This window comes from Ramlibacter sp., from assembly GCA_019635435.1.
Taxonomy (GTDB): Bacteria; Pseudomonadota; Gammaproteobacteria; order Burkholderiales; family Burkholderiaceae_C; genus JAHBZM01.
This window is the reverse complement of the sequence record JAHBZM010000001.1, coordinates 1,144,050-1,167,317: the sequence shown is the minus strand read 5'-3', so window position 1 is coordinate 1,167,317 and position 23,268 is coordinate 1,144,050. Positions and strand designations below refer to the sequence as shown.

Genomic DNA, 23,268 nt, shown 5'->3' with positions numbered 1-23,268 from the left:
GCCGCAAGCCCTCAACGCACCAAGGGCCATTGAGCGACAATATGACGTTCATCATATTTTTGGGTACATTTTCGCCATGGACACCCCTCCCAGCCGCAAGGAACTGACCCACGACCGCATCGTCGAGACGGCGGCCCGTGCCATCCGCCGTGCCGGTTTCCATGGCGTGGGCGTGGCCGACATCATGAAGGAGGCCGGGCTCACCCATGGCGGCTTCTACGCCCACTTTGCCTCGCGTGATGCACTGCTGGCCGAAGCCCTGGAGCGCGCCGGGCGCGATGGCTCGGTCCGCATCGCCGAACAGGCCGAGCGGGCACGTGTCAAGGGGCACAGCGCCTTGCGCGCGCTGGTCGACGGCTACCTGTCGGAGCGGCACCTGAATGGCGCGGAGAATGGCTGCGCCGTGGCGGCGCTGGCTTCCGAGATGCCGCGCCAGGCGCCCGAAGTCCGCGAGGCCGCGGCCCAGCGCGTGCGCAAGCTCATTGACACGGTACAGCGCGCGCTGCCGGCGGGTGCCGCGAGCCAGGCCCCGATGGTGGCCAGCCAGATGGTGGGCGCCCTCCAGCTGGCACGGGCGCTGGGGCCCAACGCACAGGGCAAGGCCTTGCTGGCGAGCACCCGCGAGAGCCTGCTCGCGCAGTTCGACACCCCGCTCCACTGACGCCAACAGCCCCCCTTTGCGTTCCGCCCCGCCTTTGCCCTTGAATATGACGATCATCATAAATTCTCCTTATCCCCGCTGCACGGCAGCCCAACCCACGGAGCCTCCCCATGAAACTCAGTAACGCCGTCGTCCTCATCACAGGTGCCAACCGCGGCATCGGCCTGGCCTTTGCACGCGAGGCCCTGGCGCGCGGCGCGCGCAAGGTCTACGCGGGCGCGCGCCAGCCCGCCAGCATCACCCTGCCAGGCGTCGAAGCCCTGCAGCTGGATGTCACCCGCGCAGCCGACATCGCCGCCGCCGCGCAACGTTGCCAGGACGTGACGGTGCTGATCAACAACGCGGGCGTGGCCACCCTGGGCGGCTTTCTGGCCGATGCGGATGGCGAGTCCAGCCGCGCCCAGCTCGAAACCAACTTCTTCGGCCCGCTGCGCATGAGCCAGGCCTTTGCGCCCGTGCTCGCGGCCAATGGCGGCGGCGCCATCGTCAACGTGCTGTCGGTGGCAAGCTGGATCAACCGGCCGCTGCTGGGGGTGTATGGCGCCACCAAGTCCGCGGCCTGGGCGTTGACCAATGGCCTGCGCCATGAGCTTCGCGCGCAGGGCACGCAGGTGCTGGGCATGCACATGGGCTTTGTCGACACCGACCTGACCCGCGGCATCGACATGCCGAAATCCACCCCCGGTGACGTCGTGCGCCGCGCGCTGGATGCGCTCGAGGCCGGCGCCGACGAAGTGCTGGCCGACGACATCACGCGCCAGGTCAAGCAGGGCCTGTCGGCCGAACCCGGCGTCTACCTGGTGCCGGCCTGAGCCGGGCAGCGCATGAGCACCACCCTCCCCCACCCTGGCGCGGCCCTGGCCAGCGCCGGCAACGACCGCACCCACCAGATGCTGCACGCGCCGCTGGTGGCCACCCTGTTCAAGCTGGCCGCGCCCAACGTGGTGGGGCTGTTCGCGATGACGCTGGTGATCGGCTATGACGGCTTCATCCTCGGGCGGCTGGGCGCCAACGCGCTGGCGGGCGTGGCACTGGTGTTCCCGCTGTCGATGCTGATGATCCAGATGTCGGCGGGCGGCATCGGCGGCGCCACCACGGCCGCGGTGGCGCGGGCGCTGGGGGCCGGCCAACGCGACGACGCCAGCCGGCTGGCCCAGCATGCGCTGTTCATCGCCTGCGTGGCCGCCGCCCTGTTCATGCTCGCGCAATTTGGCCTCGGGCGCGCGGTGTACGCGGCCATGGGCGGCCGGGGCGCGGCTCTGGCCGATGCCATGGCCTACGCCAACGTGCTGTTCGGCGGTGCGCTCGCCATCTGGCTCGGCAACGTTCTGGCGGCCATTGTCCGCGGCGCCGGCAACATGCTGCTGCCCTCGCTGGTCCTGCTGGGCACCGCCGCAGTTCATGTGGTGCTGTGCCCGTTGCTGGTGTTTGGCTGGGGGCCGGTGCCCGGGCTGGGTGTGGCGGGCGCAGCCACCAGCACCGTGAGCATCAACGCGCTGGGTGCGCTGGTGCTGGCCGCCCATCTGCTGCGCCGTGGCGGCGCCGTCCAGCTCAACCGCCTGCCCTGGCGCCTGCGCCAGAACCTGCTGCGGGCCATCCTGCGCGTGGGCATTCCGGCCTCGCTGAGCCCGGTGATCAGCAATGGCTCGATCGCGGCGGCCACGGCCTTCATCGGCAGCTACGGCATCGCGGCGCTGGCAGGCTACGGCGTGGCCGCGCGGCTCGAATACATCCTGGTGCCCATCGCTTTCGGCTTTGGCACGGCGCTCACGGCCATGGTGGCCACCAACATGGGCGCCGGCCAGCATGCGCGGGCCTTGCGCGTGACCTGGACGGGCGCGGCCGTGGTGGCCGCCATCACCGGCGCCATTGGCCTGGGGGCGGCACTGGCGCCCGCGCTGTGGATGAACCTGTTCACCGCCGACCCCGCGGTGCGCGGCTTTGGCGGGCAGTACCTGAACATCGTGGGCGCCTGCTACGGCCTGTTTGGTCTGGGCCTGGCGCTGTTCTTTGCGTCCCAGGGCGCGGGCCGGATGTTCTGGCCGCTGGCGGGCAGCGCGCTGCGCCTGGTGGTGGTCGTGGCCGGCGGCTGGGTCTGCGTTCACCTGCTGAAGACCCCGCCTGCGGCCTTCTTCGGCGTGGTGGCACTGAGCCTGGCGCTGTACGCCTTCACCATCGCCGCGGCCATCCGGCTGGGCGGCTGGCAGCGCTGAGCCGGCGCGACCGCTACGGCTTGCTGGGGTCGATCAGGGTCTTGGCGCCCGTGGCGCGCTGCCCATAGACCGCCATCTGCGCGGGCTCCAGCGCCTCGCGCAGCGAAAGCACCTGGGCGTAGTGGCTGGCAAACGTGGTCTTGAGTTCGCTGGCCACGCGCTGGCGCAGCGCCTGCGCGGCCTCAGCGCCGATGCGTTGCAGGAACGGGAACAGCAGCCAGCCGCCCATGCCCCAGCTCATGCCAAAGCTGCGGTTGAACTCGGTGGGGCCGGTGTCCAGCCCGCCATAGATGTACACCTGCTTGTGGGTGGTCGAGCCATAGCGGCTGTACTCGGTGGCGGTGCGGTTGAGCGCGGCCTCCATGGCCGTGAGGATCTGCCCCGCGAGCTTGCCGCCGCCAATCGCGTCAAAGGCAATGGTCGCGCCGGTGGCCACCAGCGCCTGGGTCAGGTCCTCCATGAAGGTAGGCGAGGCGGCGTTGCACACGCACACCGCGCCCTGGGCCCGCAGCAGCGCTTCCTGCTCGGCCTTGCGCACGATGTTGACCAGGCCGATGCCGTCCTTGAGGCAGACGCGGTTGAGCATCTGCCCCAGGTTGGAGGCGGCCGCCGTGTGCACCAGGGCCTTGTGCCCTTCGCGGCGCATGGTCTCCACCATGCCCAGCGAGGTCAACGGGTTGACGAAGCACGACGCGCCCTCGGCCGCCGTGGTGCCCTCGGGCAGCAGCAGGCATTGCTCGGCCTTGACGCAGCGGTACTGCGAATACATGGCCCCGCCCAGCACGGCCACGGTCTTGCCCAGCAGCGCCTGGGCCTGAACGGACGCCCCGGCGGCCACCACCACGCCCGCGCCTTCGTTGCCCACCGGCAGGTCCTGGTCCAGCCGCCCGGCCATGGCCTTCATGGCGGCAGGCGGGATCTGCGCGGTCACGGCCGGCGCCGCCTGCGTGCCGGTGAGCCGCGCGCTGGCGATGTCGGCCGCGCCGAACAGCAGGCCGATGTCCGACGGGTTGATCGGGGTGGCCTGCACCTGCAGCACCACCTCGTCGAAGGCGGGGGCGGGGGTGGGCACGGTGGCCAGCGAGATCACCAGTTCGCCCTGCGGCGTGACCCGCGAGCGCAACTGGAAGCCGGAAGGCAGGTTGGAGGGGTTCATAGCGGTCTCCATGAATGAAAAGTGGTTGTAGTCCAGGCGGGGCGGCCACTGGCAGCTATTGTTTTCATAGCAAATCGAGGCACCTCAGGCGGGCAGGCCCTTGCGACGGTACTCCGCCGGAGAGTCCCCTGTCCAGTGCCGGAAGGCCCGGGCAAAGCTTTTTTCGCTGCTGAAGCCCACGGCCTGCGCCACCTGCTTGACCGGGCGCGCGGTGCGCCGCAGCAGCGCCATGGCCTGCTCCTGGCGCACCTCGTCCTTCAGGTCCTGCAGCGAGGCGCCCTCCTGCTGCAACTGGCGGTGCAGAGTGCGCGGCGACACATTCAGCGCATGGGCCAGCGCGTCGGCCGTGGCGGCGCCGGGCTGGTCCTGCAGCAGCATGCGCACGCGCTGCACCAGCAGGCGGTCGCGCTTGTAGGGCCGCACCACCAGCGACAGGGCCTGCGGCAGCAGCGCGCGCAGGGCCTTGTCGTCGCGCCGCAGAGGCAGGGCCAGGTAGCGCGAGTCAAAGCTCAGCGCCGCGTGCAGCGCGCCAAAATGCACCGGCCCCGGAAACAGCAGCGGGTACACCGGCGCATGCGCGGGCGCCTTGAACGGGAACGCCACCGCCTCCAGCGCGATGCCCGAGTCCACCAGCCAGCAGCTGATGCCGTGGATGTTGCGCAGGAGCGTGACCAGGCAGAACTCGCGCATCGCCGGGTCCAGCCGCCGTTCCACCAGGGCCACGGTGGCCAGGTCGCCGGCCTCGTGCAGCGACAGCACGATGTCGTCGGTCAGCAGGTTGTGGTGGCGCAGCCAGCGCTTCAGCGCCACCCCCAGGTTGGGCGACGTGAGCGAAGCCCGCAGCAGCATCACATAGCTGCCCCAGGGCAGCCGGCGCGAGAACCAGCCCAGCGCCTCGTCGTCGAGCTCGCGCATGGCTTCGCCGGCCAGCACCTGCAGTTGCCACGAGGTGACCGTGGCCTCGCGCCGGCGCAGCGTGTCGGGCCCGATCTGCGCGCGCGCCAGCGCCGCCTGCGGGTCCGCGCCGTATTTGGCGTAGGCCATGAGCAGCATCCTCACAAAGGCCACGGGCGTGACGGCGGCGGCTTTCATGGGGTGCGGACGTGGCTCAGGCGGCGCCCAGCAGGGCCGGCAGTTGCGCCATGTCGGTGAAGATGTGGGTGGCGCCGGCCCGGCGCAGCGCGTGGGGCGCATCGTGCCCGGCTTCAGGGGGGCTGTAGCCAAACACGGTGGCGCCGGCGGCCACGCCGGCCGTGGCGCCGGTCACGGTGTCCTCGACCACGGCGCAGCGCGCGGGCGCCACGCCCAGCGCGGCGGCCGCGGCCAGGTACACGTCGGGCGCGGGCTTGGAGCGCGGCAGTTCGTGGCCACTGAAGATGCGGCCGCTGAAATAGGGCATGAGGCCGCACTTGTCCATCTGCAGTTCCACCTTGAAGCGGTCCGCGCCCGAGGCGCAGGCCAGCCGGCCCTGGTAGAGCCCATGCAGTTGCGCCGCGGCCGCCACGGCCCCGCGGATCGGCTGCACGTCGCGCAGCAGGCCCTCGTTGCGCCGCTCGCGAAAGCGCGCCAGCCAGGCCTCGGTGAGCGGCTGGCCGGTGCGGGCCTCGATCAGCGCGGCCTCGTCCTTCACGGCCTTGCCGATGAACAGGCGCATGCACTCCTGCGGGCTGAGCGACCAGCCGAGCTCCTCCAGCATGTCGCGCAACACGCCGTTGGTGATGGGCTCGCTGTCGACCAGCACGCCATCGCAATCAAACAGGACCGCTTCAAACGGCAACATCAGGGTTTCTTTCTGGCTTCGGTCATTCCCGCTGGGTCGAAGGGTTCAGGTCGCCGTCCACATACAGCCAGCGGCCCTGCTCGCGCACAAAGCGGCTGCGCTCATGCAGGCGCACGGCGCGTCCGCCGCCCGCGGCCTGGGCGGCGCCGGTGACGCGGTAGCGCGCAACGAACTCCACCTCGGCATGGGTCTCGTCCACCCGCCAGTGGCCGCGCACCTCCAGCCCCAGCCATTTGGTGCCAGGCATGGGACCCGGATCGTCGGGGCAGGTGTCGGGGTGCCAGGTGGCCAGCAGGTAGTCCACGCGGTCCAGCGCAAACGCGGTGTAGCGCGAGCGCATGAGCGTCTGCGCATCAGGCGCCAGCAAGGTGGCCGGGCCCTCGAGAAAGCGGCCGCAGCAGGCCGCGTAGGCCAGCGGCTGGCCGGCGGCACTGGTCTGGCCGCAGGGGCACAGGCGCGGCGCGGCCATCATCCCTTGCGGGCCTTGCGCTGTTCCAGTGTTTCGGTGGGCGCGCCCTGGTTGACCCATTCGGTGTAGCCACCGTCGATGTGCGCCACATTGGTCATGCCCATGTCCTGCAGGGCCTTGGCCGCCAGCGCGCTGCGCCAGCCGGCGCCGCAGAACAGGATGTACTCCTTGCCCTCGTCGGCAAACAGGGGCTTGTGGTACGGCGAGTCGGGGTCCACCCAGAATTCCAGCATGCCGCGCGGCGCGTGGTAGGCGCCCACCACCGTGCCGCCGGCCAGCTCGCGCACGTCGCGGATATCGACGATCTGCACGGCCGGGTCACCGAGCCGGGCCTGGACCTCGGCCACCGAATAGGTGGTGACCTGGGCCATGGCCTCGTCAACCAGCGCGCGGAATCCTTTGGTAATGGGCATGGAACATCTCCTTGTTGGGTCAGGGCGGCCGGCTCGGCCATGGGGCTGTGGCCCTATTTTCGCCAGAACTGGCTGGTGAAGAGCACCAGCACCGCGAGCAGCTCCAGCCGGCCCAGCAGCATGGCAAAGGTGCAGACCCAGGTCTGGAACTCGTTGAACACGCCAAAGGTCGAGGCCGGCCCCACCAGCCCCAGGCCCGGCCCGATGTTGTTGACGCAGACGATCACCGCCGAGAACGCCGTGACCACGTCCAGCCCCGAGGCCAGCATGAGCATGGACAGGCCCACAATGCTCGCGCCATAGATCAGCATGAAGGCCATGACCGCCGCGATCACCGTGGCCGGGATGTTCTTGCCATTGAGCGTGACCGGGTTGACCACGCGCGGGTGGATGATGCGCACCAGCTCGCGCCGGGCCTGCTTGACCAGCAGGATCATGCGGACCATCTTGATGCCGCCCCCCGTGGAGCCCGCGCACGAGGCAAAGCAGCCCAGAAAGATCAGCAGCACCGGCGCGAAGGCCGGCCACTGGGCGTAGTCGGTCGATGAGTAGCCCGTGGTGGTGGCCAGCGACAGCACCTGGAAGGTGGTGGCGCGCACCGCGTGCGGCAGGCTGGGGTAGGTGCCGTGCACGTGCAGCAGTGCGCTGATCACCACGATGGCGGCCAGCAGCACGGCCGCGTAGCAGCGCACCTCGCTGTCACGCAGCAGCGACACCGCCGAGCGCGTGCGCCACAGGATGAAATAGCGCGCAAAGCTGATGCCCGCCAGGCCCATGAAGACCACGGCCACGGCCTCGATCTGCCAGGAGTTCCAGTAGGCAAAGCTGGCGTCATGCGATGACAGGCCGCCCAGGCCCATGGTGGTGCACATGTGCATGAAGGCGTCGGCCCAGCTCATGCCGGCAAAGCGGTAGGCCAGGAAGCAGGCCAGCGCCATGCCGAAATACACGGCCCACAGGCCGCGCGCGGTCTCGGCAATGCGCGGCGTGAGGCGCGCGTCCTTCATCGGGCCCGGCGTTTCCGCGCGGTACAGCTGCACCCCGCCCAGCCCGAGCATGGGCAGCACCGCCACCACCAGCAGCATGATGCCCAGCCCGCCAATGAGCTGCAGGAAGCAGCGCCACACATTGACCGACACCGGCAACTGGTCCAGCCCCGACAGCACGGTGGCGCCGGTGGCGGTGAGCGCGCTCATGGCCTCGAAAATCGCGCCGGTCCAGGTCAGGCCGGGCACGGTGAACATCAGCGGCGCCGCCGAAAACAGCGTGAGCGACACCCACACCAGGTTGACCAGCAGGATGCCGTCGCGCGGCTGCAGCTCGCGCGTGTGCTCGCGCGTGAGCAGCCACAGCGCCGCGCCCGACAGCGCCGTGCCCGCGAACGCGCTGAGCCACACGCCGGGCAGGCCCTGGGCGTCCAGCCCCCAGGCCCAGGCCAGCGGCACCAGCAGCGTGAACGAGAAGCCCATGATCACGCGCGACAGCACCGACAGCACGGCCAGCACGGGGTTCAGGCTGTGCATGGCGCGGGCCGGCTCAGAAGAAGGTCGCGCTGACCTGGAACAGGCGCTCGACGTCGCGCACCAGGCGCTTGTGGGGCAGGAACACGATCACGTGGTCGTCGATCTCGATCACCAGGTCGCGGTGCGGCATCAGCACCTGGCACTCGCGGCCCGCGCCGCGCACCAGCGCGGCAAAGCGGGCGCCGGCGGGCAACGCGATGTCGGCAATGCGCCGGCCGACCAGCTTGGAGGTGCTGGCATCGCCACGCGCCACGCCCTCCAGCGCCTCGGCGTCGCCGCGGCGCAGGCTGTGCACGGCCGCCACATCGCCGCGGCGCACATGGGCCAGCAGCTCGCCAATGACGGTCTGCGAGGGCGACACGGCAATGTCGATGGTGCTGCCCTGGATCAGCTCGGCGTAGGCGCGGCGGTTGATCAGCGCCAGCACCCGCGTGGCGCCCAGCCGCTTGGCCAGCATGGCCGAAAGGATGTTGTCCTCATCGTCGCTGGTCAATGACAGGAACAGGTCCAGCCCGCCGACGTTTTCCTCGGTCAGCAGGTCGTGGTCGGCGCAGTCGCCGTGCAGCACCAGCACGCCGGACGGCAGCTCGGCGGCCAGCACCTCGCAGCGCTGGCGGTCGCGCTCGATGATCTTGACCTGGCATTGCCGGGCCAGCCGCTGGGCCAGCCGCAGGCCCACCTTGCCACCGCCCGCGATCATCACGCGCTGCACCGGCTTTTCCTGGTTGTGGATGGCCACCAGCGCGGAGCGGATGCGCTGCTTGTCGGCCAGCACGAACACCTCGTCACCGGCCAGCACCTGGGTCTGCGGGCCGCAGGCCACCTCGACGTCGTTGCGGTAAATGGCCACCACGCGCATCTCGGCGGCCGGCAGGCGCTGCGCCATCTCGCCGATCTTGTGGTTGACCAGCGGGCTGCCGGCCACGGCGCGCACCGCCACCAGGTGGGCGCGGCCCTGCGAGAACTCCAGCACCTGCAGGGCTTCGGGGTAGTCGATGAGCTGCTGGATGTAGCGCACCACCGACTCCTCGGGGCAGATCACATGGTCCACCGAAAAGCCGGTCTTGCACAGCAGCTCGCCGCCCTCGGGGAACTCGGGCGAGCGCAGCCGCGCGATGGTGGTGGCGATGTTGAACTGGTCGTGCGCGATCTTGCAGGCGACCAGGTTGGTCTCGTCCAGCGCGGCGCAGGCGATCAGCATGTCGGCGTCATCGGCGCCCGCGCGCTTGAGCACCGAAGGCAGGGTGCCATAGCCCTGCACGCCGCGCAGGTCCAGCCGGTCTTCCAGATCGCGCAGGCGCTGCGCCTCCGGATCGATCACCGTGATGTCGTTTTGCTCGGAGACCAGGCTCTCAGCGACGCTCTCGCCGACCCGGCCGGCCCCCAGAATGATGATTCGCATGATGTGGGGCCATCATAGCGAGCGCTGGATGATGATCTTCTGCACGTCCGACGTGCCCTCGTAAATCTGGCAGACCCGCACGTCGCGGTAGATGCGCTCCACCGGAAAGTCGTTCACATAGCCGTAGCCGCCCAGGGTCTGGATGGCCGCGGTGCAGACGCGCTCGGCCATTTCGCTGGCGAACAGCTTGGCCATGGCGGCTTCCTTCAGGCACGGCAACCCGGCGTCGCGCAGGCTGGCGGCGTGCCAGATCAGCTGGCGCGCGGCTTCCAGCTGCGTGGCGCAGTCGGCCAGGCGGAAGCCCACCGCCTGGTGATTGAAGATGGGCTGGCCAAAGCTCTCGCGCTGCCTGGCGTAGTCCAGCGCCACCTCGAAGGCGCTGCGCGCCATGCCCACGCTCTGCGCGGCAATGCCGATGCGCCCGCCCTCCAGCGCGCTCAGCGCGATGCGGTAGCCCTCGCCTTCGGCGCCGATCAGGTGGTCCGCGGGAATGCGGCAGTTGTCGAAATTGATCTGGGCGGTGTCGCTGCTGCGCTGGCCCAGCTTGTCCTCCAGCCTCGCCACCACATAGCCCGGCGTGTCGGTGGGCACGAGGAAGGCGCTCATGCCCTTCTTGCCCGCGCCCTTGTCGGTCACGGCAATGACCACCGCCAGGTGGCCGTTCTTGCCGCTGGTGATGAACTGCTTGACGCCGTTGATCACATAGCCGTCGCCGTCCTTGACCGCGGTGGTGCGCAGGGCCGAGGCATCGCTGCCCACGTGCGGCTCGGTCAGGCAGAACACCCCCAGCAGCTCGCCCTGCGCGAGCCGCGTGAGCCACTGCTTCTGCTGGGCCGCATTGCCGTAGCGCATGAGGATGGCATTGACCGGGCAATTGGTGACGCTGATGGCGGTGCTGGTGCCGCCGTCGCCCGCGGCGATCTCCTCGAGCACCAGGGCCAGCGAGGTGTAGTCCAGCCCCGCGCCGCCCAGCTCCTCGGGCACGCAGATGCCGTAGGCCCCCAGCGCGGCCAGGCCCTGGTGCGCCTGCACCGGGAAATGGTGCTCCCGGTCCCATTGCGGGGCGTGCGGCCAGAGTTCGGCCTTGGCGAATTCGCGCACAGCGTCGCGGATCATTTCCTGGTCTGGGGTCAACAGCATGGCAGGCGCCTGGTTTGAGGATAAAAAATGGCCGTAGCCCTTGCGGGACGGCCACCATCAGCTACGAAATTTATAGCAACTCGAGTGCCACGGCCGTGCCTTCGCCGCCGCCGATGCACAGCGTGGCCAGGCCGCGCTTCTTGCCGCGGGCCTGCAGCGCATGGATCAGCGTGACCATGATGCGCGCGCCGCTGGCGCCAATGGGGTGGCCGAGCGCACAGGCGCCGCCGTTGACGTTGACGATGTCATGGCCCACCTTGAGCTCCTCCATGAGCGCCATGGGCACCACGGCAAAGGCCTCGTTCACTTCCCACAGGTCCACGTCCTTGACGCTCCAGCCGGCCTTGGCCAGCGCCTTTTGCGTGGCGCCCACGGGCGCGGTGGTGAACCAGTTGGGCTCCTGCGCATGCATGGCATGGGCCACGATGCGCGCCAGCGGCCTGGCGCCGACCTTTTGGGCCGTGGACTCGCGCATCATCACCAGCGCGGCGGCGCCGTCGTTGATGCTGGAGCTGCTGGCGGCGGTGATAGTGCCGTCTTTCTTGAACGCGGGCTTGAGCGTGGGGATCTTGTCGAGCTTGACCTTGCCCGGGCCTTCGTCGATGGCGATCACGCTTTCGCCGGCGCGGCTCTTGACCGTGACGGGCGTGATCTCGGCCTTGAAGGCGCCCGACTCGGTGGCGGCCTTGGCGCGCTGCACGCTGGCGGTGGCAAAGGCGTCCTGGGCCTCGCGGCTGAAGTTGTACTTGGCCGCGCACTCCTCGCCAAAGGTGCCCATGGAGCGGCCGGCTTCGTAGGCGTCTTCCAGCCCGTCGAGCATCATGTGGTCGAAGATGCGGTCATGGCCCATGCGGTAGCCGCCGCGGCCCTTGAGCATGAGGTAGGGCGCGTTGGTCATGCTCTCCATGCCGCCGGCCACCATCACGTCGTGGCTGCCGGCCAGCAGCATGTCGTGCGCGAACATCGCGGCCTTCATGCCCGAGCCGCACATCTTGCTGAGCGTGACCGCGCCCGCGCTCTTGGGCAGGCCGCCCTTGAACGCGGCCTGGCGCGCCGGCGCCTGGCCCTGGCCGGCCATCAGGCAGTTGCCGAACAGCACTTCGGTGACCAGCTCGGGCGACACGCCCGAGCGCTGCATGGCGGCCTGGATGGCCGCGCCGCCGAGGTCGTGCGCGGCCAGCGGGCTGAAGTCGCCCTGGAAGCTGCCCATGGGGGTGCGGGCCGCGCCGACGATGACGATGGAATCTGACATGGGGGTACTCCTGAAAGTGGGGATGGACACTGGGCGTCAGGCCGTGGCCGGCGCCGCCCGGGGGGGGAACCGCTTCTGCGGGTCGTAGGGAAAGACATCGTGCACATAGCCCGAGGCAATGCGCTCCTTGTGGCCCTGCCAGAACGCGGCGTCGAGCAGGTCGGCGTGGTGCTTCATGAACACCCCGCGCACCCGGTCGTTGCCCAGCAGGAAGGGGCCGAAGGTTTCGGGGAACACATCGTGCGGGCCCACGCTGTACCAGATCTCGCCGCTCATCTCGTCTTCCTCGTTGCGCGGCTCGGGCACCTTGCGGAAGTTGCAGTCAGTGATGTATTCGATCTCGTCGTAGTCGTAGAACACGACCTTGGCATTGCGCGTGACGCCAAAGTTCTTCCACAGCATGTCGCCGGGAAAGATGTTGGCGGCCACCAGGTCCTTGATGGCGTTGCCGTACTCGATCACGGCGCGCTCGATCTGGGCCTGGGCCTTGTCATCGCCGGCGTCGCTGCCCAGCGCGTCGAAGGCTTCCTGCAGGTAGATGTTCAGCGGGATCATGCGCCGCTCGATGTAGACATGCTTGAGGATGACCTCTTCCTCGCCATCGCCATCGCGGTCGGAAATCTCGAGCTGGCTGGGCGCGAACTGGCGGATCTCGTCGATCAGCGCCTCGTCGAAGCGCGCGCGCGGAAAGGCCACCTCGGAGTACTCCAGCGTGTCGGCCATGCGGCCCACGCGGTCGTGCTGCTTGACCAGCAGGTACTTGCCCTGGATCTGCTCGCGCGTGGTGTCCTTCTGCGGCGGGTAGAAGTCCTTGATGAGCTTGAACACATAGGGGAACGACGGCAGGTCGAACACCAGCATCACCATGCCCTTGATGCCGGGCGCGATGCGGAACTTGTCGCTCGAATGCTTGAGGTGGTAGAGAAAGTCGCGGTAGAACAGGGTCTTGCCCTGCTTGGCCAGGCCCAGCGCGTTGTAGATCTCGTTGCGCGGCTTACGCGGCATCAGCGAGCGAAGGAACTGCACGTAGGCGCTGGGCACCTCCATGTCGACCATGAAGTAGGCCCGCGCAAAGCTGAACAGCGCCAGCAGCTCGTCCTCGCCGAACAGCGCGGCGTCGATCAGCAGCTTGCCGTCGGGGCCGTGCAGGATGGGCAGCGCAAACGGCACCTCGTTGAAGCCGTTGATGATCTTGCCCACCACATAGGCGCCCTTGTTGCGGTAGAACAGGCTGGTCAGCACCTGGATCTGGAAGTTGGCGCGCAGCTTGACCTCGCCCAGCCGCTCGTTGAAGGCATCGAGCACAAAGCCGGTGTCGCGCGGCAGGTTGCTGAACTCGCGGCGCAGCTGGAAGTTGTCGATCACCCGGATGATGGTGTCGTGCAGGTTCTCGCGCGTGGGGTAGTAGGCCCGGTAGGTGGGCCGGGCCGCGGGCTCGTCGTTCTCGATGTACTCGGTGCTGACCGCGGGCCGCACGAAGATGAAGTCGTTCTGGAAATGCGTGCGGTGCAGGATCTTGGTGGTGACCGAGTTGAAGAAGGTCTCGGCCAGCTCGGGCTGGTGGTGATCGACCAGCAGCCCGATGTAATGCAGCTTGGCCTGCTGCCAGACCTCCATGGGCTGGCTGCCGGCCTTGAACTCCTTCTCGAGCCGGCTCACGCATTCCTTGACCCGCAGGCCGTAGAACTCGATGCGCTCGCGCTGCGCCCGCTGCTGGCCATGCCAGTCGGCGGTCTCGAAGCGGTGCTTGGCCCGCGCCGATTCGGTGCGAAACAGCTGGTAGTGGCGATTGAAGCCGTCCATCATCGCCTTGGCGATGCTGTAGGCCTGCGGCGAGTCCAGGTGCTGGGGGAACATGATGCGCCTCAGCTACGCGCAGCCACCACCGCTGCAACGGCCGAGCGGTGCACCGACTCGATCGATTCGGTGCCGGACACCGTCATGTTCAGATCCTGCAGCAAACCGTCGTGAACGCCGAACGCCCAGCCATGCACACGCACCTGCTGGCCCTTGGCCCAGGCGTCGGTCATGACAGTGCTGACGCAGACGTTCACGACCTGTTCGATCACGTTCAGCTCCACCAGCGCGTCGCCGCGCTGGTCGGGCCGGCAGTTGTCCAGCAGGTCGCGGTGGCGGTCGCGCACATCCTGGATGTGGCGAATCCAGTTGTCGGCCAGCCCCACGCGGGTGTTGTTGAGCGCGGCCAGCACGCCGCCACAGCCGTAGTGGCCCACGACCATGATGTCCTCGACCTTGAGCATGTCCACCGCGAACTGGATGGCCGACAGCGCGTTGAGGTCGGAGTGCACCACCACATTGGCCACGTTGCGGTGCACGAACACCTCGCCCGGGTCCAGCCCGGCGATCTGGTTGGCCGGAACGCGGCTGTCGGAGCAGCCGATCCACATGTACTTGGGCGTCTGCTGTTTGACCAGGCTGCTGAAGAAGCCGGGGCGCGTGCGCTCCATTTCCGCGGCCCAGGCGCGGTTGTGGGCGAAGAGGTCCTGAATGGAGGGGCCGGTAGGTGAGGTCATAAGTCGTATTTTCGCTTGCCCTGCAAATGCCTACATCGTCTCGGCAAACAGCTCGCGGCCGATCAGCATGCGGCGGATCTCGCTGGTGCCTGCGCCGATCTCGTACAGCTTGGCATCGCGCCAGAGCCGGCCCAGCGGGTATTCGTTGATGTAGCCGTTGCCGCCGTGGATCTGCAGGCCCTCGCCGGCCATCCAGGTGGCCTTCTCGGCGCACCACAGGATCACGCTGGCGCAGTCCTTGCGCACCTGGCGCACATGCTCCACGCCCAGCAGGTCCAGGTTCTTGGCCACGGTGTAGGCAAAGGCCCGGCCGGCCTGCAGCACGGTGTACATGTCGGCCACCTTGCCCTGGATCAGCTGGAACTCGCCAATGCTCTGGCCAAACTGCTTGCGGTCGTGGATGTAGGGCACCACGCTGTCCATGACCGACTGCATGATGCCCAGCGGCCCGCCGGTGAGCACGGCGCGCTCGTAGTCCAGCCCGCTCATCAGCACCTTGGCGCCACCGTTGAGCGCGCCCAGCACGTTGGCGGCCGGCACTTCCACATTGTTGAACACCAGCTCGCCGGTGTGGCTGCCGCGCATGCCCAGCTTGTCGAGCTTCTGGGCCACGCTGAAGCCCTTCATGCCCTTTTCGATCAGGAAGGCCGTGACGCCGCGCGCGCCCAGCTCGGGCTCGGTCTTGGCATAGACCACCAGGGTGTCGGCGTCGGGGCCGTTGGTGATCCACATCTTGCTGCCGTTGAGCAGGTAATAACCCCCCTTCTCCTCCGCCTTGAGCTTCATGCTGATCACGTCGGAGCCCGCGCCGGGCTCGCTCATGGCCAGCGCGCCCACATGCTCGCCGCTGATCAGCCTGGGCAGGTACTTCTTGCGCTGCTCGTCATTGCCGTTGCGCTTGATCTGGTTCACGCACAGGTTGCTGTGGGCGCCATAGCTCAGGCCCACGCTGGCACTGGCGCGCGAGATTTCCTCCATGGCGATCATGTGGGCCAGGTAGCCCATGTTGGCGCCGCCGTATTCCTCGCTCACGGTGATGCCCAGCACGCCCAGGCTGCCCATCTTGGGCCACAGGTCCATGGGGAACTGGTCGCTGCGGTCGATCTCGGCGGCGCGCGGCGCGATCTCGGCCTGCGCGAAGTCACGCACGGTGTCGCGCAGCGCGTCAATGTCTTCGCCCAGCTGGAAGTTGAGTCCTGGAAGATTGGTCATGGGGGTCTCCTTAGTTCCTGACGTCGTCGCGCCCGGTGATGGTCATGAGCGTGGCGCCCATGGTGGCAATGAGTTTTTCGCGGCCGTCGTCGATGGCATAGGCGCGGCCTTCGGTCACGGTCACCGTGCGCCCGGGCTTGACGACCTGGCCCACCATGCGAAAGCGCTGGCCTTTGGCGGGCGCCAGCAGGTTGATCTTGAATTCAATGGTCAGCACGCCGGCGTCAGGCGGCATCAGGGTGAAGCCCGCGTAACCGCAGGCCGAGTCCAGCGCGCTGGCCACCATGCCCGCATGCAGGAAACCATGCTGCTGCGTCAGGCCCGGGGCCCAGGCCATTTCAATCTCGACCAGGCCGGGCTCGATCGCTCCCAGCGTGGCGCCGAGCGTGCCCATGGCGCCCTGCAGCGCAAAGCTGTCGCGCACCCGCTGCGCAAAGGCCGGGTCTTTGGGCTCGAACACGGTCTGGGCCATGCGTCACTCCTGATTGACGTTTACGTAAACGTCAATTATGGCCTATTTCGCGGTTTTGGCCGTCCGGGCCAGCAGGGCACGGGCTTCCTTCTCGTGCTCCCTGACCTCATCCAGATTGGCCTGCAGGTCGGCCATCTGCTCTTCCAGTTCCTTGCGGTGCTGGGCCAGCACGGCCAGGAATTTCTTGAGCTGCGGCCCGGTGTCGCGCGGGCTGTCGTACATGTCGATGATCTCGCGCGCCTCGGTCAGGCTCAGGCCCAGCCGCTTGGCGCGCAGCGTGAGCTTGAGCCGGGTGCGGTCGCGCGCGCTGTACACGCGGCTGCGCCCGCCCGGGCCGGAGCGCTCGGGCTGCAGCAGGCCCATGTCTTCGTAAAAGCGCATGGCCCGCGTGGTGAGGTCAAACTCCTTCGCCAGGTCGCTGATGGTGTAGGTGGTGGCCATGATCAGAAAATTCTCGAATACCGAGGCGACAGCAGCCCCGTGGGGCACTGCCTAAAATGGGCCGATTAGAAATGACGTTTACGTTAACGTCAATCCCGGACCCACCCCATGAACGCACTCGAAGCCCAGCTCACCTACACCTTTGGCGACCAGATGCCCGCCACCGGCGGCACCCTCGAGGTCGCGCCGGGCGTGCGCTGGATCCGCATGGCGCTGCCGTTTGCGCTGGACCACATCAACCTCTGGCTGCTGCGCGACGAGCTGGACGACCCGGCCGGCAGCGGCGGCAAGGTCCAGGGCTGGACCGTGGTGGACTGCTGCATCACGCGCGACGAGGCCAAGGCACAGTGGGAGCAGATTTTTGCGACCCAGCTCAAGGGCCTGCCCATCCTGCGGGTGCTGGTGACCCACATGCACCCCGACCACATCGGCCTGGCGCACTGGCTGTGCGAGCGCTGGAACGCGCCGCTGTGGATCAGCGCCACCGACTACAACGCGGCCCGGCTCGCCTCGCAGAGCACCACGGGCTTTGGCGGCGAGGCGGCGGCCCGCTTCTTTGCCAGCCACGGACTGAGCGACCCCGATTCCATCGAAAAGATCCGCGCGCGCACCAGCTACTACCCCAACATGGTGCCCGCCGTGCCGCGCAGCTTCCACCGCCTGCAGGACGGCCAGGCCGTGCGCATCGGCGGGCGCGACTGGCGCTGCATCAGCGGCTACGGCCACGCGCCCGAGCACATCGCGCTGTACTGCGACGAACTGCGCACGCTGATTGGCGGCGACATGATGCTGCCGCGCATCTCGACCAACGTGAGCGTCTACGACATGGAGCCCGAGTCCAACGCGCTCACGGCCTTCCTGGACTCGATCGACAAGTTCCGCGCGCTGCCCGAGGACACGCTGACCCTGCCCTCGCACGGCAAGCCGTTCCGGGGCCTGCACACGCGCATCCAGCAATTGCACGACCACCACCGCGACCGGCTGGCCGAGGTGATGCAGGCCTGTGCGACCGCGCCGCAGACGGCGGCCGACATCCTGCCCGTGATGTTCAAGCGCCCGCTGGACCTGCACCAGACCACCTTTGCCATGGGCGAATCGGTGGCGCACCTGCACCGGCTGTGGTTTGACGGGCAGTTGCGGCGCGTGCTGGGCGCCGACGGGGTCTACCGCTTTTCTATTCCCAGCGCGGCAGCGCCTCGTCCCTGAGCTGGCCGCGCAGCTGCGCGTAGTCGGGCACCACGGTGCGCACCGTGTCCCAGAAGCGCGGGCTGTGGTCCATCACGCGCAGGTGGCTCAGCTCGTGCGCCACCACATAGTCGATCACCGACTGGCGGAAATGGATCAGCCGCCAGTTCAGGCGGATCGAGCCATCGGCGCTGGCACTGCCCCAGCGCGTGCCGGCGCTGGACAGGCTGAGCTTGCGCCACTGCACGCCCAGCAGGGGCGCGAAATGGTCAAGCCGCTCGATGAACACGCGCCGCGCCTGGCGCATCAGCCAGGCCTGCACCACGTCGCGGATCTGCTGCGGCGTCGCAGTGTGCGGCAGGCCGATGTGCAGCGTGAGCCGCGGCACGCCAGGCAGCGCACTGGCGTCGGCGTTGAGCACCGCGCCAGCCGCCACGGCCGACAAATGGCCGCCCACCTCGCTGAAGCCATGGCGCGGGTCCAGCACCAGGATCACGGTCTCGCCCAGAAACGGCAGCGAGGTGCCGTCCTTCCACTCGATGCGGGCGGACTCCAGCTTCTGCTGGCGCTCCTGCACCTCGGCCAGCTTCTTCATGATCCAGCCGGCCTTCTCGCGCACCGCGGCATCCACCTCGGTCAGCGGCACCCATCGGGGGGCGCTGACCACGAGGCCGTCGGGGCCAACCACAAAGCCGATGGTGCGGCGCTTGCCGCGCCGGAATTCAAACGCCACCAGCGAGCCCTGCAGCACGGCCTGCCGGTTGGCGCGCGGGTGGCGAAAGCTCGCAGGCACCAGCACCTGGTCCAGTGGCTCGGCGGGTTGGGTCGGTCCTGCTATGTTTTCAATAGCAGGTGATGGCCGCCCCGCCTGGACTCCCGGCGGTTTTGGCTCTGAAACCGGGGAATCCGGGGGCGCGGGCGCCGGCTCGGGATCGAACAGGTCAAGGGTGAACTGGAGCAGGCTGCGCATGAAGCCCGAGTCTAGCGTCCGGCGTAGGCTTCGGGGTCGAGCCGGTGCATTTCGGACTCGATCCAGGCCTCGACCTCGCGCATCAGTTCGTCCGCCTCGCGGCCCTGGCTGGGAATCGGCTTGCCGATGGACACGTCCACCACGCCCGGCGTCTTGATGAAGGCCTTGCGCGGCCAGCACCGGGCCGAGGTGACGGCGATCGGGATCACGGGCGCGCCGGTCTCCACGGCCAGGCGGGTCCCGCCGCTCTTGTAGGTGCCCTTCTGGCCGCGCGGGATGCGCGTGCCTTCAGGGAACATGATGACCCAGATGCCCTGGGCCAGCAGCCGCTTGCCCTGCTCCACCACCTTGGAAAACGCCAGCGCCCGCTGGCTGCGGTCGATGTGGATCATGTCCATGCGGCCCATGGCCCAGCCGAAAAACGGCACGTAAATCAGCTCCTTCTTGAACACGTAGGCCAGCGGGTGCGGCATCAGCGTGGGCATGAGGAAGGTCTCGAAGGTGGACTGGTGCTTGACCAGCAGGATGGCCGGGCTGGTCTTTCCCACGGGCAGGTTCTCCATCCCGCTGACCCGCACCTGGATGCCCAGCAGCACACGGGCCCCGTTGATCTGCCAGCCCAGCCAGCGCGCGGCCTTCCAGTACATCTGCTCGCCACTGGCCCACAGCGAGGCCGTCACCATCCAGATGCCCCAGGGGATCACGGTGACGAGCATCAGCAGGGCATGCAGTATCGAACGGATCAGCGGCATGGTTCAGGCGGGAAGTTTGACGGCCACGGGCCGCGCAAGCAGCGCGTCGGCAAAGGCCGCGAGGTCGTCATGCACAGCCGTGCCCGGCGGGAACGGCTCAGGCAGCGGCAGGCCCCGGTGGAGCGCGCTCTTGCCCGTGAGCACCAGGTGCGGCTCGCAGCCCACCAGAACGGCGGCCTGCAGGTCGCGCAGGCTGTCGCCCACGGCCGGCACATCCTTGAGGTCCACGCCATAGCGCTCGCCAATCTGCTCGAACAGGCCCGGCAGCGGCTTGCGGCAGGTGCAGTTCTCGTCGGGGCTGTGCGGGCAATAGAACACCGCGTCGATGCGCCCGCCCTTCTCGGCCAGCAGCTTGTGCATCTTGGCGTGCATGGCGTTGAGCGAGGCCACGTCAAACAGCCCGCGCCCCAGCCCCGACTGGTTGGAGGCGATCACCACATGCCAGCCCGCGTGGTTGAGCCGCGCAATGGCCTCGAGCGCGCCGGGCAGCGGAATCCACTCCTCAGGCGCCTTGACGAAATCGTCGCTGTCCTGGTTGATGGTGCCGTCGCGGTCGAGGATGATGAGTTTCATGCGGTCGCTTCACTGGCGCGGCGTTGCGCCCATTCAATGGTTTTCCGGGCAACAGGCTCGGCCAGATTCAACAAGGCAATACGCTCCAGCAGGGTGCTCAATTGGATCAGGCCGTGGTGAAGCAATACACGCACAAAGTCAGCATCCTTGTCCCGAAAGGCCACGCATTTGGAAGCGGCCAGATCATGCAGATCCGGGCAAATGGCGGTCACCTCTCCAAAATAGAAAAACTGCGCACGTTGCATCCAGTCCGGCGGCAGTACGGCCGTTTCGGGACCCACGCCATCCGCGTGATACCCAAATGTGTCATGAAAAGTCGAGAGTGCGCCAATCGCGCCGTCAATCAAGCCAGACTTTTCTGGATGGAGTGAGGGATAGAGATCAATTTCGGTCGAGACCAGCAATTCCGCTGGTGGCGCGTCGAGCAGCAAGGCGACCGCCTGACTGCCGACGAGAACAAAGGAGTTCTCTCTGGAAATCGCGGCAGCGGCCCGCAGAACATGCTCAATCTCCTCCCGCTGCACATCAGTCCTTTGCAGCTCGGTGCAAGGCCATGCGCTCCCCGGCGCTCAGGACGAACCCCAAGGGTGACACATTGCGCAAAGTCGCGGCCCGGGGATGGTCCACACAGACCTCTCGCTCTATAGCATCTGGCCCAGCGGCCAGAAGCGCATCCCACGCATCCAGATACGGGTCCGACGCTGCAGGCCCGCGTTGCAGGCGCCAGCGACGCACGGTGTCCCGTGCTTTCAGCAACAGATCCGATTGAATGCGCAGCCGGGCCACGGCTTGCCGGTGAAAGGCAAGCGTGAAGTTGTCGATGAGCGTCTGGCTGGGCATGGGGAAATGGTGCGGCGTCCAGCGGCCCGCGTCAAGCCGCCAGCCGCGACAGGTCGGCCACGCGGTTCATCGCGCCATGCAGCGTGGCAAGCAGGCCCAGGCGGTTCAGGCGCAGGTCCATTTCCTCGGCGTTGACCATCACACCTTCGAAGAAGGCATCGACGGGTGCCCGCAGCGCGGCCAGGGTCTGCAGCGAGGCGGTGTAGTCGCCGGCCTCGAACTGCGCGTTGGCCTGTGGGGCGACTTTCTGCATTGCCGCATACAAAGCCTTTTCAGCGTCTTCACGCAGCAGCACCTCGCTGACGTGCGGGTCGACGGCGCCGTCGGCCTTCTTGAGGATGTTGCCAATGCGCTTGTTGGCGGCGGCCAGCGCGGGGGCCTCGGGCAGGGCCGCAAAGGCGCGCACGGCGGCGAGGCGCTTGGCCACATCGCCCAGGCGCTGCGGGCGCAGCGCCAGCACTGCGTCGACTTCCTGCGCGCTGTAGCCCTGCTCGCGCAGGCTGCCGGCGAGGCGGTCGAAAACAAAGGGAGATACCAGATCCACTTTCGAGAAATCAAACCCCGACTCGCGCTCGAAAGCACCTATTTCCACGGAGACTGCTACGCCACCGGTGTTGAACAAGTGAGTCCCTTTGAAAATTTCAGCCGCGATTGAATTTTCCCGATCACTAGCCGATTTGCTAATGACAAGAGCGGCTAACTGGAAAAGGCGATCCACCAACAGGGGAAGATCACGCTCAACAAGCATCCGAATGACTCCAAGCGCATGCCTACGTAAGGCAAATGGATCCTTATCACCCGTAGGAACATTTCCAATGACAAACATCCCGACCAACGTCTCGAGCTTGTCTGCTAGCGCCACCACTAACCCCACATCATTGCGCGGCAATGCGTCACCGGCAAAGCGGGGCTTGTAGTGGTCTTCGATGGCATCGGCGACATCAGCGGATAGCCCGTCATTGAGCGCGTAATAGCGCCCCATGATTCCCTGAAGTTCCGGAAATTCACCCACCATATCTGTCACCAAGTCGGACTTAGCCAAAAGCGCGGCTTGGTCAGCCTTTTGCGCCAGCTCCTCACCACCGAGTTGGCTACCTATGGCCTTGGCAATTCGCCTTACCCGTTGCACCCGCTCGCCCTGCGTCCCCAGCTTGTTGTGATAGACCACCTTGTCCAGTCCCGCCACGCGGCTTTCCAGCGTCTTCTTGCGGTCCTGGTCAAAAAAGAACTTGGCATCGGCCAGGCGCGGGCGCACCACGCGCTCGTTGCCCTGGATCACCGCACTCGCATCGTCGGGCGTGATGTTGCTGACCACGAGGAACTGGTGGGTGAGCCTGCCGGCCGCATCCAGCAACGGGAAGTACTTCTGGTTGGCCTTCATCGTGAGGATCAGGCATTCCTGCGGCACTTCAAGAAACTGCTTTTCAAATTCGCAGACCAGCACGTTGGGCCGCTCGACCAGCGCCGTGACTTCGTCCAGCAACGCATCGTCCCCGATCGGGTGCACGCCACCGCCGACCCTGCCCGCCGCGGCAGCCAGCTGCCGCGCGATCTCGGCCTTGCGCTCCTCAAAGCTGGCAATGACCGCGCCATCGGTCTTCAGGGTCTCGGCGTAACTGTCCGCGTCCTTGAACACCACGGGCGAGACCCTGGCTTCAAAGCGGTGGCCCTGGGTGGCGTTGCCGGCCTTCAGGCCCAGCGCCTGGACCGACACCAGCACCTCGCTGCCATGCATCGCCACCAGCGAATGCGCGGGGCGCACAAAGCTCACGCTGCTCCAGCCCGGCAGATCACAGCCGCTTTCCAGCTGGTAGCTCATGACCTTGGGGATGGGCAACCTGGCAATGCTGTCGGCCAGCGCCTTTTGCAGGCCGTCGGCCAGCGTCGCGCCCTTGACCTGGCTGTCGTAGAACAGGGCCTCGGCCTTGCCGTCCATCGCGCGCTTGAGCCCCGGCACGGCCGAGGCGTCGGCGCCCAGCGCCTGCAGCTTCTTGAGCAGCGCGGGCGTGGCGTTGCCCGCCGCATCCAGGCCCACGCTCACGGGCATGAGCTTTTGCGACACAGCCTTGTCGGCAGCGCGCTCGGCCACCAGGGTGATGTGCGCCGCCAACCGGCGCGGCGAGGCAAAGCTGGTCAGGACCGAGTGCGGGTCCGTCAGGCCCTGGGCCTTGAGCTGGTCAAACAGCACGCCCGCAAAGGCATCCCCGAGCTTGCGCAGCGCCTTGGGCGGCAGCTCTTCCACAAACAGTTCGACGAGAAGATTCTTGTTGTTCATATGCT

24 protein-coding genes are annotated in these 23,268 nt (G+C 67.6%); 4 read left to right on the top strand and 20 right to left on the bottom strand.

The features are described from left to right. The first annotated feature begins 76 nt into the window (after window positions 1–76). The 3 genes from KF796_05540 to KF796_05530 all read left to right on the top strand — a co-directional run bounded on the left by KF796_05540 (window position 77) and on the right by KF796_05530 (window position 2,874). Window positions 77–661 (top strand): TetR/AcrR family transcriptional regulator, encoded by a 585-nt coding sequence (locus KF796_05540; GenBank protein ID MBX3586084.1) that lies wholly within the window; start codon window positions 77–79, stop codon window positions 659–661. A gap of 110 nt (window positions 662–771) precedes the next feature. Beyond that, complete coding sequence (locus KF796_05535) at window positions 772–1,473, top strand: SDR family oxidoreductase (protein MBX3586083.1); 702 nt, start codon at window positions 772–774, stop codon at window positions 1,471–1,473. Between the two features lie 12 nt (window positions 1,474–1,485). After that, window positions 1,486–2,874: an MATE family efflux transporter gene (locus KF796_05530; protein ID MBX3586082.1), complete on the top strand. Its 1,389-nt coding sequence runs from the start codon at window positions 1,486–1,488 to the stop codon at window positions 2,872–2,874. A 13-nt stretch (window positions 2,875–2,887) separates the two neighbouring features. Here the strand turns inward: KF796_05530 and KF796_05525 are convergent, their stop codons facing one another. From KF796_05525 to KF796_05460, 14 genes are all read right to left on the bottom strand, one after another. Beyond that, window positions 2,888–4,030: a zinc-binding dehydrogenase gene (locus KF796_05525; protein ID MBX3586081.1), complete on the bottom strand. Its 1,143-nt coding sequence runs from the start codon at window positions 4,028–4,030 to the stop codon at window positions 2,888–2,890. Window positions 4,031–4,114: 84 nt separating this feature from the next. After that, on the bottom strand, window positions 4,115–5,122 hold the full coding sequence (locus tag KF796_05520) for an AraC family transcriptional regulator (GenBank protein MBX3586080.1): 1,008 nt from the start codon (window positions 5,120–5,122) through the stop codon (window positions 4,115–4,117). Between the two features lie 16 nt (window positions 5,123–5,138). Beyond that, window positions 5,139–5,810, bottom strand: coding sequence for an HAD family phosphatase (locus KF796_05515; protein MBX3586079.1), 672 nt, complete (start codon window positions 5,808–5,810; stop codon window positions 5,139–5,141). 22 nt (window positions 5,811–5,832) lie between these two features. Continuing rightward, window positions 5,833–6,279 (bottom strand): hypothetical protein, encoded by a 447-nt coding sequence (locus tag KF796_05510; protein ID MBX3586078.1) that lies wholly within the window; start codon window positions 6,277–6,279, stop codon window positions 5,833–5,835. Beyond that, window positions 6,279–6,692 (bottom strand): rhodanese-like domain-containing protein, encoded by a 414-nt coding sequence (locus KF796_05505; protein MBX3586077.1) that lies wholly within the window; start codon window positions 6,690–6,692, stop codon window positions 6,279–6,281. Before KF796_05505 ends, KF796_05510 begins: the two co-directional genes overlap by 1 nt. Before the next feature lie 53 nt (window positions 6,693–6,745). Then, window positions 6,746–8,215, bottom strand: coding sequence for a TrkH family potassium uptake protein (locus KF796_05500; protein MBX3586076.1), 1,470 nt, complete (start codon window positions 8,213–8,215; stop codon window positions 6,746–6,748). Between the two features lie 13 nt (window positions 8,216–8,228). After that, window positions 8,229–9,617, bottom strand: a complete 1,389-nt coding sequence (gene trkA, locus KF796_05495; protein MBX3586075.1) for a Trk system potassium transporter TrkA — start codon at window positions 9,615–9,617, stop codon at window positions 8,229–8,231. 12 nt (window positions 9,618–9,629) lie between these two features. Beyond that, on the bottom strand, window positions 9,630–10,757 hold the full coding sequence (locus KF796_05490; GenBank protein MBX3586074.1) for an acyl-CoA dehydrogenase family protein: 1,128 nt from the start codon (window positions 10,755–10,757) through the stop codon (window positions 9,630–9,632). Window positions 10,758–10,827: 70 nt separating this feature from the next. Then, window positions 10,828–12,009 carry an acetyl-CoA C-acyltransferase gene (locus KF796_05485; GenBank protein ID MBX3586073.1) on the bottom strand — a complete coding sequence of 394 codons (1,182 nt, stop codon included), beginning with the start codon at window positions 12,007–12,009 and terminating at the stop codon, window positions 10,828–10,830. 36 nt (window positions 12,010–12,045) lie between these two features. Next, the gene (aceK, locus tag KF796_05480; GenBank protein MBX3586072.1) at window positions 12,046–13,866 is read right to left on the bottom strand and encodes a bifunctional isocitrate dehydrogenase kinase/phosphatase; all 1,821 of its coding nucleotides are present in this window, start codon (window positions 13,864–13,866) and stop codon (window positions 12,046–12,048) included. A gap of 8 nt (window positions 13,867–13,874) precedes the next feature. Continuing rightward, complete coding sequence (gene can / locus KF796_05475) at window positions 13,875–14,543, bottom strand: carbonate dehydratase (GenBank protein MBX3586071.1); 669 nt, start codon at window positions 14,541–14,543, stop codon at window positions 13,875–13,877. Window positions 14,544–14,573: 30 nt separating this feature from the next. Next, complete coding sequence (locus tag KF796_05470) at window positions 14,574–15,755, bottom strand: isovaleryl-CoA dehydrogenase (GenBank protein ID MBX3586070.1); 1,182 nt, start codon at window positions 15,753–15,755, stop codon at window positions 14,574–14,576. Window positions 15,756–15,765: 10 nt separating this feature from the next. Beyond that, window positions 15,766–16,227: a PaaI family thioesterase gene (locus KF796_05465; GenBank protein MBX3586069.1), complete on the bottom strand. Its 462-nt coding sequence runs from the start codon at window positions 16,225–16,227 to the stop codon at window positions 15,766–15,768. Window positions 16,228–16,269: 42 nt separating this feature from the next. Beyond that, complete coding sequence (locus tag KF796_05460; GenBank protein ID MBX3586068.1) at window positions 16,270–16,668, bottom strand: MerR family DNA-binding transcriptional regulator; 399 nt, start codon at window positions 16,666–16,668, stop codon at window positions 16,270–16,272. A gap of 108 nt (window positions 16,669–16,776) precedes the next feature. Here KF796_05460 and KF796_05455 point away from each other — a divergent pair, with 108 nt between their 5' ends. Then, a complete protein-coding gene (locus tag KF796_05455) occupies window positions 16,777–17,874 on the top strand; it encodes an MBL fold metallo-hydrolase (protein ID MBX3586067.1) in 1,098 nt (365 codons plus the stop codon). Here the strand turns inward: KF796_05455 and KF796_05450 are convergent. Genes KF796_05450 through glyS form a run of 6 tightly spaced genes read right to left on the bottom strand, consistent with a single transcriptional unit; the run spans window position 17,843 to window position 23,263 of the window. Next, window positions 17,843–18,823: a M48 family metallopeptidase gene (locus KF796_05450; GenBank protein ID MBX3586066.1), complete on the bottom strand. Its 981-nt coding sequence runs from the start codon at window positions 18,821–18,823 to the stop codon at window positions 17,843–17,845. The genes KF796_05455 and KF796_05450 overlap by 32 nt on opposite strands. An 11-nt stretch (window positions 18,824–18,834) precedes the next feature. After that, entirely contained in the window at window positions 18,835–19,575 is a 741-nt protein-coding gene (locus tag KF796_05445) for a 1-acyl-sn-glycerol-3-phosphate acyltransferase (GenBank protein ID MBX3586065.1), read from the bottom strand. A 3-nt stretch (window positions 19,576–19,578) separates the two neighbouring features. Continuing rightward, complete coding sequence (gmhB, locus tag KF796_05440) at window positions 19,579–20,148, bottom strand: D-glycero-beta-D-manno-heptose 1,7-bisphosphate 7-phosphatase (GenBank protein MBX3586064.1); 570 nt, start codon at window positions 20,146–20,148, stop codon at window positions 19,579–19,581. After that, window positions 20,145–20,672 carry a hypothetical protein gene (locus KF796_05435; GenBank protein MBX3586063.1) on the bottom strand — a complete coding sequence of 176 codons (528 nt, stop codon included), beginning with the start codon at window positions 20,670–20,672 and terminating at the stop codon, window positions 20,145–20,147. The genes gmhB and KF796_05435 overlap by 4 nt, the downstream gene beginning before the upstream one ends. Window position 20,673: 1 nt before the next feature. Further along, complete coding sequence (locus KF796_05430) at window positions 20,674–20,988, bottom strand: hypothetical protein (protein ID MBX3586062.1); 315 nt, start codon at window positions 20,986–20,988, stop codon at window positions 20,674–20,676. A gap of 31 nt (window positions 20,989–21,019) precedes the next feature. After that, window positions 21,020–23,263: a glycine--tRNA ligase subunit beta gene (gene glyS, locus KF796_05425; protein ID MBX3586061.1), complete on the bottom strand. Its 2,244-nt coding sequence runs from the start codon at window positions 23,261–23,263 to the stop codon at window positions 21,020–21,022. Window positions 23,264–23,268: the final 5 nt, after the last annotated feature.

Bases quoted from the DNA above. Each gene is read 5' to 3' on its own strand.
- aceK (MBX3586072.1), bottom strand. From the start codon at position 13,866: ATGTTCCCCCAGCACCTGGACTCGCCGCAGGCCTACAGCATCGCCAAG.
- KF796_05455 (MBX3586067.1), top strand. From the start codon at position 16,777: ATGAACGCACTCGAAGCCCAGCTCACCTACACCTTTGGCGACCAGATG.
- KF796_05485 (MBX3586073.1), bottom strand. From the start codon at position 12,009: ATGTCAGATTCCATCGTCATCGTCGGCGCGGCCCGCACCCCCATGGGC.
- KF796_05460 (MBX3586068.1), bottom strand. From the start codon at position 16,668: ATGGCCACCACCTACACCATCAGCGACCTGGCGAAGGAGTTTGACCTC.
- KF796_05430 (MBX3586062.1), bottom strand. From the start codon at position 20,988: ATGCCCAGCCAGACGCTCATCGACAACTTCACGCTTGCCTTTCACCGG.
- KF796_05450 (MBX3586066.1), bottom strand. From the start codon at position 18,823: ATGCGCAGCCTGCTCCAGTTCACCCTTGACCTGTTCGATCCCGAGCCG.
- KF796_05530 (MBX3586082.1), top strand. From the start codon at position 1,486: ATGAGCACCACCCTCCCCCACCCTGGCGCGGCCCTGGCCAGCGCCGGC.
- KF796_05465 (MBX3586069.1), bottom strand. From the start codon at position 16,227: ATGGCCCAGACCGTGTTCGAGCCCAAAGACCCGGCCTTTGCGCAGCGG.
- KF796_05520 (MBX3586080.1), bottom strand. From the start codon at position 5,122: ATGAAAGCCGCCGCCGTCACGCCCGTGGCCTTTGTGAGGATGCTGCTC.
- KF796_05490 (MBX3586074.1), bottom strand. From the start codon at position 10,757: ATGCTGTTGACCCCAGACCAGGAAATGATCCGCGACGCTGTGCGCGAA.
- can (MBX3586071.1), bottom strand. From the start codon at position 14,543: ATGACCTCACCTACCGGCCCCTCCATTCAGGACCTCTTCGCCCACAAC.
- KF796_05540 (MBX3586084.1), top strand. From the start codon at position 77: ATGGACACCCCTCCCAGCCGCAAGGAACTGACCCACGACCGCATCGTC.
- KF796_05470 (MBX3586070.1), bottom strand. From the start codon at position 15,755: ATGACCAATCTTCCAGGACTCAACTTCCAGCTGGGCGAAGACATTGAC.
- KF796_05500 (MBX3586076.1), bottom strand. From the start codon at position 8,215: ATGCACAGCCTGAACCCCGTGCTGGCCGTGCTGTCGGTGCTGTCGCGC.
- KF796_05505 (MBX3586077.1), bottom strand. From the start codon at position 6,692: ATGCCCATTACCAAAGGATTCCGCGCGCTGGTTGACGAGGCCATGGCC.
- trkA (MBX3586075.1), bottom strand. From the start codon at position 9,617: ATGCGAATCATCATTCTGGGGGCCGGCCGGGTCGGCGAGAGCGTCGCT.
- KF796_05445 (MBX3586065.1), bottom strand. From the start codon at position 19,575: ATGCCGCTGATCCGTTCGATACTGCATGCCCTGCTGATGCTCGTCACC.
- KF796_05510 (MBX3586078.1), bottom strand. From the start codon at position 6,279: ATGGCCGCGCCGCGCCTGTGCCCCTGCGGCCAGACCAGTGCCGCCGGC.
- KF796_05525 (MBX3586081.1), bottom strand. From the start codon at position 4,030: ATGAACCCCTCCAACCTGCCTTCCGGCTTCCAGTTGCGCTCGCGGGTC.
- gmhB (MBX3586064.1), bottom strand. From the start codon at position 20,148: ATGAAACTCATCATCCTCGACCGCGACGGCACCATCAACCAGGACAGC.
- glyS (MBX3586061.1), bottom strand. From the start codon at position 23,263: ATGAACAACAAGAATCTTCTCGTCGAACTGTTTGTGGAAGAGCTGCCG.
- KF796_05535 (MBX3586083.1), top strand. From the start codon at position 772: ATGAAACTCAGTAACGCCGTCGTCCTCATCACAGGTGCCAACCGCGGC.
- KF796_05515 (MBX3586079.1), bottom strand. From the start codon at position 5,810: ATGTTGCCGTTTGAAGCGGTCCTGTTTGATTGCGATGGCGTGCTGGTC.